This window comes from Roseovarius aestuarii (assembly GCF_019966515.1).
GTDB lineage: Bacteria > Pseudomonadota > Alphaproteobacteria > Rhodobacterales > Rhodobacteraceae > Roseovarius > Roseovarius aestuarii.
In genome coordinates, this window is sequence record NZ_JAIMIB010000036.1 from 1 (window position 1) to 15,873 (window position 15,873).

The 15,873-nt window shown below is 51.6% G+C and carries 15 protein-coding genes and 1 pseudogene; 6 read left to right on the top strand and 10 right to left on the bottom strand.

Annotated features, from left to right (window positions below; genetic code table 11):
• The 3 genes and pseudogenes from LC334_RS22220 to LC334_RS22230 form a co-directional block, all read right to left on the bottom strand.
• Window positions 1-152: pseudogene (locus tag LC334_RS22220) on the bottom strand (IS5/IS1182 family transposase); the annotation flags it as partial.
• Window positions 153-290: 138 nt separating this feature from the next.
• Window positions 291-1,373 (bottom strand): Fic family protein, encoded by a 1,083-nt coding sequence (locus LC334_RS22225; protein ID WP_085802313.1) that lies wholly within the window; start codon window positions 1,371-1,373, stop codon window positions 291-293.
• A 184-nt stretch (window positions 1,374-1,557) separates the two neighbouring features.
• Window positions 1,558-1,806 (bottom strand): WGR domain-containing protein, encoded by a 249-nt coding sequence (locus tag LC334_RS22230; RefSeq protein WP_085802310.1) that lies wholly within the window; start codon window positions 1,804-1,806, stop codon window positions 1,558-1,560.
• A 165-nt stretch (window positions 1,807-1,971) separates the two neighbouring features.
• On the opposite strand from LC334_RS22230, the gene LC334_RS22235 reads away from it, so the two are divergent.
• Together LC334_RS22235 and LC334_RS23330 are read left to right on the top strand one after the other, a co-directional pair.
• Window positions 1,972-2,307 carry a hypothetical protein gene (locus LC334_RS22235; protein WP_085802309.1) on the top strand — a complete coding sequence of 112 codons (336 nt, stop codon included), beginning with the start codon at window positions 1,972-1,974 and terminating at the stop codon, window positions 2,305-2,307.
• 184 nt (window positions 2,308-2,491) lie between these two features.
• Window positions 2,492-2,827, top strand: a complete 336-nt coding sequence (locus LC334_RS23330) for a glycosyltransferase (RefSeq protein ID WP_223413127.1) — start codon at window positions 2,492-2,494, stop codon at window positions 2,825-2,827.
• 342 nt (window positions 2,828-3,169) lie between these two features.
• Here the strand turns inward: LC334_RS23330 and LC334_RS22245 are convergent, their stop codons facing one another.
• A complete protein-coding gene (locus LC334_RS22245) occupies window positions 3,170-4,465 on the bottom strand; it encodes a hypothetical protein (protein ID WP_085802308.1) in 1,296 nt (431 codons plus the stop codon).
• A gap of 125 nt (window positions 4,466-4,590) precedes the next feature.
• On the opposite strand from LC334_RS22245, the gene LC334_RS22250 reads away from it, so the two are divergent.
• Window positions 4,591-5,496, top strand: coding sequence for a LysR substrate-binding domain-containing protein (locus LC334_RS22250; RefSeq protein WP_085802307.1), 906 nt, complete (start codon window positions 4,591-4,593; stop codon window positions 5,494-5,496).
• Between the two features lie 167 nt (window positions 5,497-5,663).
• Here LC334_RS22250 and LC334_RS22255 read toward each other — a convergent pair whose 3' ends face one another.
• On the bottom strand, window positions 5,664-6,317 hold the full coding sequence (locus tag LC334_RS22255; RefSeq protein WP_223413126.1) for a cysteine hydrolase: 654 nt from the start codon (window positions 6,315-6,317) through the stop codon (window positions 5,664-5,666).
• 299 nt (window positions 6,318-6,616) lie between these two features.
• On the opposite strand from LC334_RS22255, the gene LC334_RS22260 reads away from it, so the two are divergent.
• The gene (locus LC334_RS22260) at window positions 6,617-7,537 is read left to right on the top strand and encodes a helix-turn-helix domain-containing protein (RefSeq protein ID WP_085802305.1); all 921 of its coding nucleotides are present in this window, start codon (window positions 6,617-6,619) and stop codon (window positions 7,535-7,537) included.
• A 198-nt stretch (window positions 7,538-7,735) separates the two neighbouring features.
• Window positions 7,736-7,915, top strand: coding sequence for a hypothetical protein (locus LC334_RS22265; RefSeq protein WP_139836532.1), 180 nt, complete (start codon window positions 7,736-7,738; stop codon window positions 7,913-7,915).
• Window positions 7,916-7,931: 16 nt separating this feature from the next.
• Here LC334_RS22265 and LC334_RS22270 read toward each other — a convergent pair whose 3' ends face one another.
• From LC334_RS22270 to LC334_RS23335, 3 genes are all read right to left on the bottom strand, one after another.
• Window positions 7,932-9,974, bottom strand: coding sequence for a Hint domain-containing protein (locus LC334_RS22270; RefSeq protein ID WP_085802304.1), 2,043 nt, complete (start codon window positions 9,972-9,974; stop codon window positions 7,932-7,934).
• A gap of 317 nt (window positions 9,975-10,291) precedes the next feature.
• On the bottom strand, window positions 10,292-12,304 hold the full coding sequence (locus tag LC334_RS22275) for a bifunctional diguanylate cyclase/phosphodiesterase (RefSeq protein ID WP_085802303.1): 2,013 nt from the start codon (window positions 12,302-12,304) through the stop codon (window positions 10,292-10,294).
• Window positions 12,305-12,550: 246 nt separating this feature from the next.
• Window positions 12,551-12,802, bottom strand: coding sequence for a peptidoglycan-binding domain-containing protein (locus LC334_RS23335; protein ID WP_085802302.1), 252 nt, complete (start codon window positions 12,800-12,802; stop codon window positions 12,551-12,553).
• Between the two features lie 191 nt (window positions 12,803-12,993).
• Here LC334_RS23335 and LC334_RS22285 point away from each other — a divergent pair, with 191 nt between their 5' ends.
• The gene (locus LC334_RS22285; protein ID WP_176237780.1) at window positions 12,994-14,673 is read left to right on the top strand and encodes an adenylate/guanylate cyclase domain-containing protein; all 1,680 of its coding nucleotides are present in this window, start codon (window positions 12,994-12,996) and stop codon (window positions 14,671-14,673) included.
• Window positions 14,674-14,868: 195 nt separating this feature from the next.
• On the opposite strand, the gene LC334_RS22290 is transcribed toward LC334_RS22285, so the two are convergent.
• Both LC334_RS22290 and LC334_RS22295 read right to left on the bottom strand, forming a co-directional pair.
• Entirely contained in the window at window positions 14,869-15,063 is a 195-nt protein-coding gene (locus LC334_RS22290) for a hypothetical protein (protein ID WP_139836531.1), read from the bottom strand.
• 447 nt (window positions 15,064-15,510) lie between these two features.
• Window positions 15,511-15,717, bottom strand: a complete 207-nt coding sequence (locus LC334_RS22295) for a cold-shock protein (protein ID WP_085802299.1) — start codon at window positions 15,715-15,717, stop codon at window positions 15,511-15,513.
• Window positions 15,718-15,873: the final 156 nt, after the last annotated feature.

Genomic DNA, 15,873 nt, shown 5'->3' on the forward strand with positions numbered 1-15,873 from the left:
GTATGGCTATAGAAATCGGCAAGATGAGCGCGAATGCTGTGCAAGTCGACGAACCGATCAATCGACCGCAACAGATGCTCTTGAGGGACGTGATCCTCCAGCGAGAACGCGTAGAACAGCGCTGCCTGCGCTTCCTGCCTCGGTCCCAACATCACTGATCCTCCCCCTCAATGTGAGAATTGAATCAGCGACATGCCCCTCAATCAAGGAAGAGCTTTTCAACGAAATAAGCCCCATCGTGCAGATTTCTGCACAGAAAAAAGGTGTCGAACCGCCGCCGAACGGCACCTTTAGTACAAGACCTTGTAGTGCGTTGAACGACCTCCTGCCTCCGATCGCAACAAAACCCCAGCTTTCTCCATCGCGCCCAGATCTCGCGTCGCTGTTGGCGCTGACGTCTTGGACATTTTGCGATAGAATTTCGCTGAGAGCCCCATTTCAACTCTTTCCTCACCCTGGTCAAAGAGGAGCTGCAAGACCTTGATCTGGCGAGCGTTCAGAACCTTGGCCTTTTGTGCAAAAAGCCGGTTGCGCCGAACAACGAACAACGCCTCTTGCCGGGCGTAATCCGCCGCTGCGGCCAAGGCCTCCAAAAACCAGATTACAAATGGCGTTGCCTCAATCTGACCTTGTGTTTCTTTTCGCCCTTCCTGCAACGCCGTGTAATACCCACGCTTGTCGCGTTCAATCTGGCGCGAGAGGGAAAACGGCAGAGGTTGAGCCGTCGCGAAGATATGTTCGACAATCGCGCGTCCGATCCGGCCGTTCCCGTCGGAAAAGGGGTGGATTGATTCAAACCACAAATGCGCAATGGCTGCCCGGGCCGGCAATGCCAGTGTTATCTCGTTGTTCAGCCAACTCAGAAACCGGCCCATTTCGGCATCTACCCGATCGGGAGGAAGGCCTTTGTAAATCACATCGGGGCTACCGGCGACAGCAGAGCGAACGATCTCGATGTCAAAGCGACGCCATTGGCCGAGATCTTCGACCTCTATGCCGTGAAAGAGCAACCTATGCCACTCGCACAACGTCTTGGCATCCAGTGCGCTCGCAGACCCTCGCGCTGAGAGCATCAGTGCCACGATTGCATCGGAGCGTCGATCCAAAGCAGCCCGTTCGCGATGTTTGAGCGATGCGATGACGGATGCTTCGATTTCCGCCGCATTCAGGGTGACGCCTTCAATCTCAAAACTCGACAGCGCCTCCTGGACCAGCTGTCGTCGGTTGAATTCCTCCAGATCGTCAGAACCCAACCCAGCTTTCAGACCCGCAACTTCACCAATCGCTCGCATTGCCGCCGCCAGCGCCGGTTCGATTGCGGCGGCATTGTAAGAAAAGTTTGGCCAGGCTGGCGTTTCCCAAATATGAATCATGAGGGGATTGTTATCATTATTCAAATCAAAATCAACGCAATTATGATCTGAATAATGCACGCAATCTCTTCATAACTTGTCCGCAATCAACGTCGAGCGATCAACAAACGACTCAAACTCTGCACCAGTGAACATCAATGCGCGCGTAGCCATATTCCAGCGGCTCGCAATCTTGAAGGCCAAATCAGAAGACGTGCTGGGCTTCACAGAGATGGTAACCGCGACGGCGTTTTTGATCGGAAAGTTTGGTGAGCGCGGCTTCTGCGTCCTTTTTTGACGCGGTGTAATCTGTCATCCTCTGCCCGCCAGCTGATCCGATCCGTCCCCATTCTCGGATCAGGCACCATTCGCCAAAAAGCGTCCGTGTGACCTGCATCACGTAAAACCGGTGCTGGCGCTTTTCGGGGATGATCTTCTCAAGCCGGATCTGCATGTGCCTTTACGGCACTCTCTAAGCCAATCAGCACCTCCTGCTTGCCTTGATAAGTGACCCGTTTGCATACCATATAAAGTAATCCTCGCTGCAAGCGCCACAGTATCTTGATTTGTTCTTTATTTGTTCTATATTGGTTGAGAAGGGGAAAGAGGAGCGAAACCTATGCCAGCAGCACAGCAACAGATGTCGTTGTCTCCAAGTTATTCGAATGACTACCACCAGATTCCGGCGACCGAAAAACAGATCACTTTTGCCAAGCAAATTTCGCAACGGATTGGGGTCACGCTACCGCAGGAGGCGCAGCGGGATCGCTATGCGCTGTCGCGCTGGATAGACGCAAACAAGATTGCGAAACCAGTCGGCCAGTTTTCAAACTATCCTTCTTCCAAACAGGTTGGCTTTGCTGAGCGGATCGCGCGGATGAAGCGCCGAGACATTCCGCAGGAATGCTTTCGGGATCGCACGATGATGTCAAAATGGATTGATGCAAACCGATAGACCTAACGGTTCAGGCTTCAAAAATTCACAATGTAAACCCTGCAGACCCGTAGTCTATTTAACATAACCTTGATTACGCGACTTTAGGTAAACAATTGGGGCACCTTCTCATCCCCAGCGACCATTAGTAGTGAAAAGCTAGAAGCTGAGTTTCAAATACTGCATTTGGAAGACCCGGCTATGCATCGCCGTAAGTCGGCTCCGTGCCCATTCCTGGCTTTTCCCAAGGGTTGAAGCCGTTGTGCATCATGGTGGATCTGGCACTACGCACGAAGGTTTGAGGTGGGGGCGTCCTAGCGTTATCTGCCCACTGTTTGCCGACCAGCCGTTCTTTGGTCAACGTGTCGCGGATCTAGGTGTTGGGCCAGCGCCGATAGCGCGAAAACACCTCAGTGCCGACAGGCTAGCGCGTGCACTTGAACAAGCCACGAGCGAAAAGATGACGAATACTGCTAGGTCTCTGGGCGAATTAATGATTGAGGAAGATGGTGCCCGGGCTATCTCGGAAATGATCAGTTAAGTCGGAGCAATGGTATATGGCCGGGGTATCCGCAGCGTCGCGTAAGAATGCTATAAAAGCCAAGTGAAACTAGCCAAGGCGTCCAATTTCCGAAAATCTGCTTTGGTGCGGTTACAGTGAAGTTACACTAAGTCCCTCGTCCTTGCCTTTCAATCACAGAAATCGCTGCGAAATGCATGAACGTCCGGTTTCGGGAAACTGACATTGCGATTTTCATCGTAACCGAATGTCGGCAAAGGGCCGCCACCGCCAGACGAAACCCGCTGTTATGCAATACAGTTTTAGCTATGCGTCGCACTAGAATATTCGTGTATTTTCCAAAGTTGGCCGAAACTCAGCAGATCAATAGCGTCCCTCAGACAGGGCAGCGTCCACGATGACCTCGACCAGTTCCATGCTGGATTCCGAGCTGACGTCTTCCAAGTAGATTGTGCCCGGCCACGGGGGCCTGCGCTCGGTATAGCCATTGTCCCGTATCGCGCGGGCGACCGTTTTCACGGCTGCGACGTCAGCCTGCGCGACCGTTCGCAAATCAGCCTTCGCCGCGGCTATATCAGACACGCTGTTTCGGTCGATCTGGGATGAACCGACACCGGCATATAGCGGTACGTTTAGCTCGATCGCCTTGTCTCGATAGTATTCCACAGGCACTCGGTCATCATGTAGACGCTGCACGTAATGTTGGCAGACCGACTGCTTGGCGGCTGTCAACTCTTCCAGCGTTACCGCTTCGGCGGGTTTGGCACCCGCCCCGCTACGTGCGCTGCGGCGGTTTTTCTGGCGCGCTTGGGTTACGTAATCCCCGCGGTAGTTTGCATCATACACGCGATCCCCCCACGGCTCGTCCGACTTGAGATATCTGATGGCGTCTATCGAAATGTCACGGCAGTTCTTTGGCCCGACAAAGAATGGAGAGCCGGAAGCATCAGATAGTTCGACCCAGCCGTTGGGAAATTTAGAAATGAAATCCCGTATCCACGGTCTGTGCACCGTATCGGCAAGCTGCTTCAACAGATCCTTTGCGAATTCCGGTTCATGGACCAGCGCCGCCAAAAGAGGTTCTTGGCCAAAGGTATCTGCCGCAAGACTGTAAGGCGCCGACAGGTGCAGGATTGGCTCAAGGCCGGTGAGGCGCACATAGATCCGGATCATGTCTTCGATGATCCTGGGGATGCCTGAACCAAAATCAGGCGTCCGGGTTTCCCGCCAGTTTTGCCTGTTGAAAAGCATCACGTCGGGGTCTGAGCCTGGGGGGAATTTGTCTGGGTACATGGTTTCCTGCCCGAGCGCTTCGCCTGTAAACGCGTAGACCGGCCAGCTGAGATAGAGCTTGTTCATGCCCAGCAAGCGACGCGTCATCAACGTGGTCCGAACATATCTTTCGGGATCACCTTTGTAGAACTCAGCGGACTCAAACCCGAAGAGGTCGTGCATGATCGTCAAAGTCAGCAGGTTAATTGACCCCCCGACATGAATGGCATTCGTTGGCCCCGCCCAAGAAAAGTTCTCGTCGAACTTCCCGTCGATTGCGCTTTGCATAACCGCCTTGAGTTCATCGCGACGCGACGCCTCACCGTCCTGCCAGGCTTTCAGCAACCGTATTCCGCCGGGAAATCTCAGCCGGTCACCAAGTGTCATTTTAGATGGTTTTTGAGGTACTTTCAGCATCTTTTAGCCTCGAACGTCATAAACAGAATGAAATATAGACAGAGAGATACTCAATTAAAGTTGGAAAAAGTTCATTCACCGGATAAAATAATTATATGAGAAGAGATCTCAGCATCCAACCGGTCCTGAACGCGCTATTCGTGTTTGAAACCGCCGCACGAGAGCTTAGTTTTACCCGTGCCGCTGACATATTGGGCATGGCGCAACCTTCCGTCAGCCGTTTTATCGCCAATCTTGAAAGTCACATTGGCGTCGCGCTCTTCGAGCGTCAGCATAATCGCATCACTTTGACCGATGCAGGCGTCGCGCTGTTCAAGGCGACCGAGCTCGGGTTAAGCCATATCCGGGCCGTTCTGGACGATCTGACACAGCACACCGAGACCAAGAGGTTCTCAATCGCCAGTTCTCACGGGTTTGCGCATATGTGGGTCTTGCCCAGAATTGAGGGGCTGAGAGCATTGCTGCCGGGGTGGGAGATTCGGTTGAACACCTCCGACAGTCCTCAGGGGTATGAAACCGACGAAGCGGATCTCGTGATCCGGTTTGGATCCGGGAACTGGCCGAGTCTGACCACGATCCCGTTATTCACAGAAGAGGTCATGCCGGTATGTGCGCCCAAACTGTTGGAAAAGCACGGGCATCAGCCTGATGATATGCGCCCCGAGGCTCTGACCGACCTGCCGCTATTGGTGCAGGACCACGGAGAGTATGGCTGGTTGAGCTGGGCTGATTGGCTTGCTGCGCATGATGTCAAACATCCGCATCTGCCTGGTCCGCACCCCGTTCCAGGTTATCACTTCATCCTGCAGCACGCGACCGAAGGAAAAGGGGTTGCCTTGGCGTGGCGTCACCTGATCGAGCCCTATCTGTCCAACGGTTGGCTCATCGAACTTCCAGATATGAGAGTGCATACTAAAAACGGCTACTATGCGACTCATACAATCGATCACCCGCAGTCCGCCATCATTGGCCAATGGCTTGGTGACTGCGCCGGCACCTAGATTTTGAATGTCTGGTTTCGGCAATCGGCAAATTCGCGTTCGACCGTACTAGAATGTCGGTAAAGGGCCGAACTTTTAACTGACGCCATGAGATTAAGTCACGTTGCAGAGTAAGAAAATTCGCGGAGCCACTCCACACTCTGAGTGACTCCGCGTGGTTCATTGGGTTAGCTTGCGGCTTTGATGTTTGCCACTGCCTCTTCTGTTGTCCAAACGGCATTCGCCATAAAGCGGAAATTGGTCAAGGCAGAAAGATAGCCGTCCCCCTCTGGCAGGATCGCCGCGGCTGTCGCATCTTTCACCACCGCAACCTCAAAGCCTTGCTCCAGCAACTCGCGCAGATGCGATTCAGTGCACAAATTTGCCGACATACCGGAAAGGATTACCTGGTCGACGCCGCGCTTGCGCAACTGCAGCGACAGGTCATTGGTATCGTTGCCATAGACCTTGTGGGGAGATGTGACGACCGTTTCACCATCTTCGATGTATTGCTTGTACTGGGGCATCCAGTCTGCGCCAGAGTTCTCGAAATTGTCCAGATTCAGCGCGCCTTTGCGGTCGAACATGCCGATCTTGTGCATCAGCTTTTCCAAAGCACCTTCAAATTTCCAACCATGGTCCGTTGGGTAGTAGTAATGCGGGGAAACGGCGACAGTGATCCCCGCTTCTTTCGCAGATTTGAACAGAGTTTCGATGTTTTCGACGGTGTTGTGTTCAATAACGGAGGGGCCGACGACGGCCCAAGTCACACCGTCGGGGCTCAGGAAATCGACCTGTGGATCGGTGACCACAAGTGCGGCGCGACTGAGGTCAAGCTCCATGTTTGACGGCGGCAGGGCCGGCTCGGCGGGATCAGCGTATGGGTTTGCGGTCTGGGCAGAAGACGTTCCCGCGGCAACAGTGGTCGCCGTTGCCACTGTTGCGGCCAGCCCTCCGCGCAATGCAGCCCGGCGCGAAATATTTCTGTGGTCATGATCATCGCAATTACACATGAGAGATGCTCCTTCGATTTGTGTGTGTGGATGCAGCATCGCCTCTTCTCCGTGCCTTTTCGTCCGAGATATGACCAATTCTTCATATTTTTGTAACCATTCGTCCGAGAACGGTGCAGATATATTGGATGGATTATGATTACATCTTCGACGAGCTGGAAATCAGAACCGATCCATTCGCATTATGTGAATTGCGGGGGGCTTGTGATCTGGGGCTTGGTCGGGATGCTTCCGCGACATTGCATTACATCTTGTCGGGTGAAGGTGAGATTTCGATCCGTGGGCGGCCGCCGTTAAAAGTTGCCCGTGGTTCTTTGGTGTTGATACCCGCGTTACAGAGCCACGTATTGCACAGTTTTGGAAGTGTTCGTGACCCACTACCAGACTGTAAACCCGCCGCTCTAAAGTTGGCGCACTTACTCAAAGTATCAGTAAATGCGACGCCTCAATCGGGACAACTAACGGCGCTATGCGCTCATGTCGGCGTGAGCTTGCGTGGTGCCTCGAATCTGATTGATCTTATTCGAGAACCCCTGGTGGAAAGCATATCCAAAGACAGCGGAATGGAACGGCTCGTCTCCTCTTTGCTGTTCGAAGTCTCGCACCCAACCCTTGGAAGCGCTGCAATGACACGGGCGATATTACTGCAGGCCGTGATTGAGATGCTGCGCGTTCGCTTGAAACAACAAGACAATGCGTTTCATTGGATGACGGCACTTCGGGACACATCCGTATGGAACGCGCTTCAACTTATGCTCGACGCTCCGGGGGATCCACACACGGTAGAGACACTTGCTGCAAGCGTCGGCATGAGCAGATCGACATTTGCAAAACGGTTTTCGGACGCGTACGGCAGCGGTCCAATGGAGCTTCTTCGAGACCTTCGTTTGCGTCAGGCGGGAACTCTTCTGAAGACAACGGATCTGCCCGTCAAACGCATTGCCCAACTCGTTGGGTTTTCCAGTCGGAGCGCATTCAGCCGGATGTTTGATGCGAAAACAGGTCTCTCACCTCGAGCGTTTCGAAAGGAAAGAACACCGACGGTGTGATTGAGTGATCCTGCTCAGACGTGCTTGTTTGAGTATAATGATTTAAGGTGGCTTCAATAGCCACTATTTGCCAACGTATCGTATGCTCTGTGAATTATTGAGCGTCCAACGCCATCCTTGTCTTGGCTAAGTGTGTAGTTCTATTCAGCCGGTAACCTGATCCGGTCGAAACTAACTGCAACCCAGCAAGCAGAGCATTTGGCGAAGCGAAAAGAGCTTTGGGGCGCGAGAAAGCTAGCTGGTGCAAGTTTCACCACCAAGAAACCACAGCCTGAGAAACAATTCGCCGCCGAAACAGCGGATGCAACTGGCGTCGACAAATCCACGGTGACCCGCGCTGTATCTCGCGCAGAAGGCGTCACACAGGCCGCCAACTGATCGTTGATGAACCTAGCTATGCAGCAGCATAAAAAGTCTTGGGTCGGAAGAACTCAGCAACCACCCGAGCCTCATTCGCTTTGAGGCAGGTACGAGCCGTGTTTCCATATGATCCGACATTTGCCCTAAGCTCAGGGAATAACCTGAACATCTCTTCCCGAGATTGATTCGAAATGGCAGAGATGCTGACATCACCAACATGGAAACTTTCGGTCGCAATACCATTCGCGTAAATCACTTCATGCTGGTCAAACATCATATGTAGATATGTAATCGAGGCACGGTCAGCTTGCCGCACGTCAATCCCGTTAATTAAGTGCTTCGCGGATACCAATACCTCCGACGTAGCAAACAAGAGCTCAGCACGGCAGTCGGCGAAGAGAAAGCGGTGTTGCGGAGAAACCAATAGCATTCGAGTTGCACCTGCGAGCGCCCCAGCTTCAACTATAATTGGAGCAAATCGACCTCGTCCCGGGACTTTTCGACTTCCAATCCATCTGATCGATTGAGGTCCGTGGTCACGGGTTACTACCATATCGCCAACCCTCAGCGTTTCAATTTCCCTTTCGCCTTGCGGCGTCAGGATGCGCGCGCCCGGGGTAAAGCAAGGTACATCCCGAAAATCAAAATCGCGCGTTAGAGGTGTTGCACCAGATCCGTCAGCAGCGGTATCGCCGTCGGTGTCAGCTAAGGTAAAATCGCCTGATCCGTTGATGTCGGCATCGTTCACATCCCAGCCGATAACATCGTCAACGACATCAGCAATACCATCACCGTCAGCATCGCCCGATGCATTGATAGCGGCTTGGGTTATGCCATGCCCTGCCTCATCCACGTCATCAACGCCGTCATTGTCGGAATCAGTGTCGAGAAAATCAGCTGTACCGTCACTATCGGTATCGACCGGCGTAAGCCCTTCGTCGCCAGCGCCTTCGTAAGCGTCGTCCAGCCCGTCGCCATCGCTGTCGATACCTGTGGGTGCTACATATCCATTGGTGGATTGAGCTTCAACATTGTCGGTAATGCCGTCATTGTCGCTATCCAAATCCAGGTGGTCTGCGATTCCATCGCCATCACTGTCCGTTGTATTTTCGGTTAAACTGACAGTGAATGTTTCGACATGAGGACTGGAAAAGCTTGGGTTTGGTCCAGAATTGATGACCTCAATACCATCAATCTCGATTGAATAGCTCGCAGGATCAGCGGGACCGGCGATACCATCACCAAAGTCGTCGTAGACAATGAATTGGAAATCACCGAGCGTCAGACCCGTGATATCGACATTAGTAGTTTCGGAAGACGTGTCGATTGTATTGTCACTAGCAATCAGATTGCCGTCAGCGTCGTACAACTCCCAACGAGTGTTGTCGGTCGTTGCCCACTCATCACCGTCAAAGTTGATGGTGATCGTGCTGGGAGTAGACGTACTATATCCCTCATCGACATCCAGAATTCCGTCATTGTCGGAGTCTAGGTCTATTCCATCTGCAACCCCATCGCCATCGACGTCATTGAGCGGGATATCAAAGGTAAAATCGCTGAGACCAGAGCCGCCGCTGACAGTTCCGCCTGAGCCAGGTTCCAGTGTCATGCTTATCTGAGATACTGGCCCTGCAAGGTCGACTGTCACATTATTTGCGGTAGTGCCTGCAGCTTCAATAGTGACAGAGCCATCCGGGTTTGTGGTAACGGTTTCGTCGGCCAGCCCGCTGAGACCTGCGATGACGTCGGTAGCTGAAATTAATTCGCCATTTTCGTCGTAAGCATAGATTGTCCAGCTATCATCATAGGTAGATGCGCCATCATCGTTCAGATGCTCTATGTCAAACGATAGGTTTTCAACAGGGTTGGAGAAATCGTAACTCGCGGTGATCGGCGTTGCTGTTGAGAAAGCACCAAAATCTGAAACGCCAGTCCCGCCCGCCGTTGCGTCCCACGCGTTTGCTGTGAATGTCCCGGTAATGGTTGTAGTGTTGCCACCTTCTGAAAGAACAGTGCTTCCATTTGCTGCCGTACTACCAGGGCCTGTAAGCCAGATAGCATTATCGAGAGTTGCCATTCTTTACTCCGGTTTCACTCAGTTCCCCGCGCGTGAGTGCACAATAATTATTCACGTTCCATCACATCCATGTGATCAAATTGCGGCTCAACTTTGCATGCGAGACGCCTAAAATCGGATGAACAATGTTAATTTGATGTCGTTTAGGTACTGCGGTTGTATCTGAACCGAAATATTTCGTATCGCGTGTGAATTTGTACCCGACATTGCCTTCCAAGGTCATCTAACCAAGGGTTATAAATTTTTCGGTAGTCAGCATCAAAAGATGGCGCAACTGTTAACAATTTAGCGCAGCGATTAGTCAAAGAACCCACTTTTCAGGCCGTTTTTGCATGGCCCCACGGGACATCCAGCGTTTCAACTGCGGCCATTGGTTTGCCGAACAAGAAACCTTGATATTGATCGCAACCAAGTGATTGCAGCATATCTGTGTGTCTCTCGTCCTCGACCCCCTCAATCGTCACTTGCATACCCATCTTGTGCCCCAGCACGACAATGGTCTCTATGATCTCGCGATATCTCTCACCATCAAAATCGTACCCCTCCAGAAAGACTTTATCGATTTTGAGTTTGTTGAATTCGTACTTCCATAGATAGCCGAGGCTTGAGTACCCCGTGCCAAAATCATCCATCGCTATCGATATTCCGAGGTGTCTTAAATCCGCAAGATGCTCCGAAACACGAAGTTCATTTTCCATCAGCAGACTTTCCGTGACTTCCAATTCAAGACGATGGGCAGGAAAGTTCAACTCCGTGAGTATGGCCGAAATCTTCTCTATCAGATCATCCCGATCAAATTGGCGTGGCGACATATTAACCGATAAGAACACGTGGCTTGGCCAGTTCAGAGCAGTTTTGATCGCGTTACGCAGAGTTTGAAGCCCGAGCTCATGGATCAATCCCGTTTCTTCAGCAATAGGTATGAATTCTGTCGGAGGGATTTGCTCACCGCTTTCGGATGTAAGTCTCAACAAAGCTTCAAACCCTATGACCGAGTTATCTTTGGGATTGGTTATCGGTTGGAAAACCGTTTCGAACCGCTTATTCACCAGGGCTTCGCGCATCGTAGCCTCGATTTCACGACGTCGATTGAGGGCTACGTCGAGTTCTGGAAAGTACTCAACCATTGCATCCCGCCCATTCGCCTTCGCGTGATATAATGCGAGATCAGCACAATGCAGCGCTGTTTGCGGCGTCTCTCCATTCGGGGACAAGCGGTATCCAATGCTTATACTAGACCTTATCGTTCTACCTTTGTACTCGAATGGTTTACGTGCGTCCGATAGCATTCTCTTTCCGATGCGCTCCAGTTCTTCGTGGGTAGTATCTGGCATAGCAACAACAAATTCGTCGCCACCCATTCGCCCAACCAAATCGGTAGCACGTACATTTCCCATCAGGATTGACGCTACATTGTGTAAACAAGCATCGCCAAACTCATGTCCGTTTTCATCATTGATTGTCTTGAATTTATCGATATCCAAAAACATGACCCCGATGTGCTCATTTGCAGGACACAAGGCGAAACGTTTTTTGGCCTCCGCAGACATCGTGTGTCGATTTAGAGCGCCGGTTAAATGGTCGAACCGCGACAAGTGGTTGACATGCCGGGTCTTAGCATTGGATTGCTCGCGTTTCAGTACGAACGCGAGCGATGGGATTGAATAGAGCAACGCACACAGAATTGGTAATAAATTACCCAGCCAGTTCAGGAATTGGTGAAAAAGAGCTGCTTGGTCGGATTTATCCATGAAGAGATGGATAGCACCGATCATTTTATCATTTGTTCCATAGACCGGGACCAGCGCATTAATAAAAACATCAGGCAAGGTTGAATAGGATTGTCTTTCAATCAGGCTTACATTCGGTTCACCAGACTGGATTACACCTTGGGCCTCCTCACTGAATGCTTGGTTTCTGGGGTCAACGAGTACTCCTTCATCTGATTCAAAAATCAAACGTCCCTGCAAATCAAAGATCATAAATGAATAGACATTGTTGTAGTCTATTGCAGCTTGTACGATTTCGCTTTGTTCTGGGGTTAGGGTGCCATCGTCTAGCATTTTTGACAGGTCTGGCGACGTTGCGTTGATATACTTCGCCCACTTGTTCGCTTCCTGTATGGCCTCACTTTTGATGGCTGTCGTGATAGCGGTATTGATCAGCCGGTGTACACCATAGGTAATCACTCCTGTCATCACACAGACAAGTAGCAGTGATAATGTGACACCGCTGACAATTGACCGCGGAAACCAGATGCCAGAAAAACGACGACTTTCCATACCCAAAATCCACAAACTTGTGAATTTGAAAACATGCGCCAGAGGCATTTGGATTTGATTACGAGAGGCGCACGAAGAACTTCTATTTTGACTAAACCATTAACGATTTAGCGTGTTGTGCTTATTGGGCTAAGATAACCTTGTCATCCGAGCAACCACCTTTCGCCTGACGACAACTTCTGTAGCGAAACACCCCGCCTGACAGCAACATCACCGTTGACCAGAAACTGAAAGCCTTGGGCTTCTAGGGCCAATGTAGAAATGAAAATCCAACCGCGTGAGCCAGTTGACTGCTCAGAGCCCGATATTCACAAGTTTGGTAGTTGCTGAAATCGAACAATCCAGGATTGAACGCTGCGCACTAAGAGGGGGGCTAGTTTTTCTGCTAACAACACCGTCTGTTTCCAACTGCGCGCGCTTTTGAAAGATCAGGATAGCGTTTTTCGTGTTAGGCCCCGGAATTCCGTCAACGATATCCAAGTAACAACCCAAGTCCTTCAGTTGATTTTGAACATGGCTCCAATCCAAATGTATCGCGGCGACCACCTTTCATAATCCTCTTAAATTCATGATGTTAACCACTTCCCACTCATTTTCAACAATGGGAATACAGGCCAATGGGCGCCCCCTTTGCCGATCTCCAGTGTCTCTGCGAAGAGGACATACTTGTCTATTGAGCACATTTTGGCCAAGCTTACTGACGCGAGCAGCATGTTGAAAGAATGGGGAACTCACGCATGAAGCGAAGTCTCGCTGCAGTATTGGCCGCAGATGTCGCTGGATATTCGAAGTTGCTTGGTGAAGATACCGAGCAAACCCTAACTTCACTCAGACGGCTTCGAACTGAAGTATTCAGCCCAACAGTGGCGTCTCGACGCGGTAGGGTTGTCAAAAGCATGGGAGACGGCTGGATTGTTCTGTTTGGCGCAGCTTCTGATGCTGCGAACTGCGCACTGCAAATACAGGATTTACTTTCAAAAAACGCAAGCCATCAAGTTCCAAATATGCAACTCAGACTGGGCGTCCATCTTGGTGACGTGGTCGAGGAAGAGGAAGATGTTTTCGGCGACGGGGTGAATGTCGCAGCCCGGCTAGAACAAATGGCCGCGCCCGGAAGTATTGCGATCTCCGACGCCGTATTCGGCAGCCTTGATGGCACACTCAGACCGTCGTTTGACGATGCCGGGGAACGTGAGCTAAAAAACATCTCCAGACCGGTGCGTGTGTGGACACGAGGATCCCTTCCGGGTCAGAAGGCACCAGATTCCAGCGCTTCTCAGCGACCTCAGATTGTAGTTCGCCCCATAGAGACATCTGATCCGCGAGATGAGGTCAGAGAACTCTCTGATGCCCTTACCGGTGACTTGATGACCTATCTTGGCGCAACGCACTGGCTTTCCGTAACCGCAACAGAGTCTGCTCGTCGATCCTATGTTTTATCGGGGCGTATACGCGCCAGCGGCAACCGCCTTCGGTTAGAGATAAAATATATTGATCCGGACGGGGTCGAACTTTGGTCCACCAAAATTGACGGCGACATGGACAACGCATTTGACTGGCAGGATGAAACAGCGGAGTCTCTGATTAGCCAAGTCATGACGGCGACGTTTGATAGCGAGCGTTTGCAACTGGACAAGTTGGCGATTGAAGACATGACCGCCAACCAGTGTGAATTGCGTGGGCAACTGGCAATAGATCGGCTGGATCCGGACGCTTTCGCGTCAGCCTTGGAATACTCAAGCGTGGCAATTCGAAAAGATCCTTCGTTGCCGCATCCGCATGCCTTGGCTCTTGTATCGTTTTTGTCCGCGACTGTGATGGGGTACGAGAACGTTGCACGGAAATACGCCAAATCGGTGCCATCGTGGTGTTCTGCAGCTGCACCGCTCGCCGAGAATAACTCCCTTTTGCGCCTTGCGCTTGGCGTTACAACCTATTCGCAGCATCGAGAACCAGCCATTTTGCGGTCGACGGTAGAATATGCTCTACGCCAATGCTCGTCTGATTTCATAACATTGGCTCTGAGCGGGTGGGCGTATGTCTGGATAGGAGATAACATCGCGGCTATTGACTGTTTTAAGAAAGCCACTGTTTTGGGTGGCTACAGCCCTTGGGCGTTGTCGATCAGGGGTGGGCTGGCAATGGCCACGCTTCAGGCAGGCAATGATGAAGCGGCAATAAAGCTAGCTAAAGATGGCTTAAACCTGAGTGCTGGATACGCGACCCTCTATCGAGTATTGGCCGCGGCCCAAGCGCAACTAGGCCGTCAGGACGAGGCATCGGACGCCCTGAATGCCGCGCTTCGGCTGCATCCAAATGACAATGTCACCTCCATCCTGGCGCGTAACGTTTTTGCGGTAGAAGGCGAGAGAAATCGCTACATCTCGGGGCTACGGAAGGCCGGGATGAAAGAATAGGTATCTGCGCAAAGCTATCTCTCATTGCCCTCCATGCCGCGCAGGCGGTCAAAGCCCGGAAGGTCCCGCACTTGGTGAGTTCGGTTGTCGTGCTATTTTGCGCCCGCAGCAAATGGCAGGAAAATGGGCTGCGACCGCAGAAACTGAACAACACGTCCAAAGTCGGCTGTGGGCCGACAAAAACGACACGTGCTGTTACGTGGCGGTTTGATTTACCCAAATGATGCGCTCTCGCACGATCCAAATATGCTCAGGCATTTGTTGGATGACAGCTTTTCCAAAGCCTGAAAGCGCTTTCGCTTCTTCAGCAGTATGCGCTAACGCCCAGCCATGAGAAGAAGGGGCGTTGGTGTTATGCGAGGGGATTGTGATTTTCCAAACCTGTAACATCCGCACTTTTCCCACGTCGCGGTTAACAAGACATTTCTGAATTGAATTTTGGCAATCGATCCGCTCCGCCAGACGTCGGACAATCTGTAGTTCGCATAGAATTCGAGGCGGTCGCTCTAAATTTTAAGCGGCTGGCGGCTTTTTCTGCGTCTTTTGAACCGCATCCCGTTCCATCCGTTTGGCTCTAAGGCGTTCTGTCTTTGCTTGGCGAGCATCCACAGTGTCGCGAATGATCTCACGTGCAGCGTGATCTGTTCTGTCGGCTTTGGAATCCAACTTAGCTGGCTGGAAGGGCGTTTTTTTGGCAGGCATATCAGGCAAGTCTACCTTTTTTGATGCTGGCGTTAAAATCAAAGGGTTGAAATGTACCAGATCCTAGAACTCGAAGGAGCTAAGTTCAGCTCAAAGCCGGAAGGGCTACCCAAACGGCGCCCTACCAGGTGAAGCTCAGACAAGAGCTAGATTGGTAGCAGATTCCCGACCATCCCGGCCAGCTTCCAGGTCAAAGGTTACTTTCTGGTCGTCTGCCAAACCTGTCAGGCCGGAACGCTCAACAGCAGAAATGTGAACGAAAACATCCTTGCCGCCATCACCCGGTGCGATGAAACCGAAGCCTTTTGAGGTGTTGAACCACTTCACGGTACCATTGGCCATTTCACGGTCTTCCTTTTCTATCGCTGCCCGCGGAATGCGGCAGCCGGGTAAAGTTGGTCTTAATCGATCAACTGAATAACGGTTTAGCGGAAGCAGAGGTTCGAAAGAAAAACGATAACAAAGGCTCAATGCTCGTGTTCACGATAGAACGCAAGG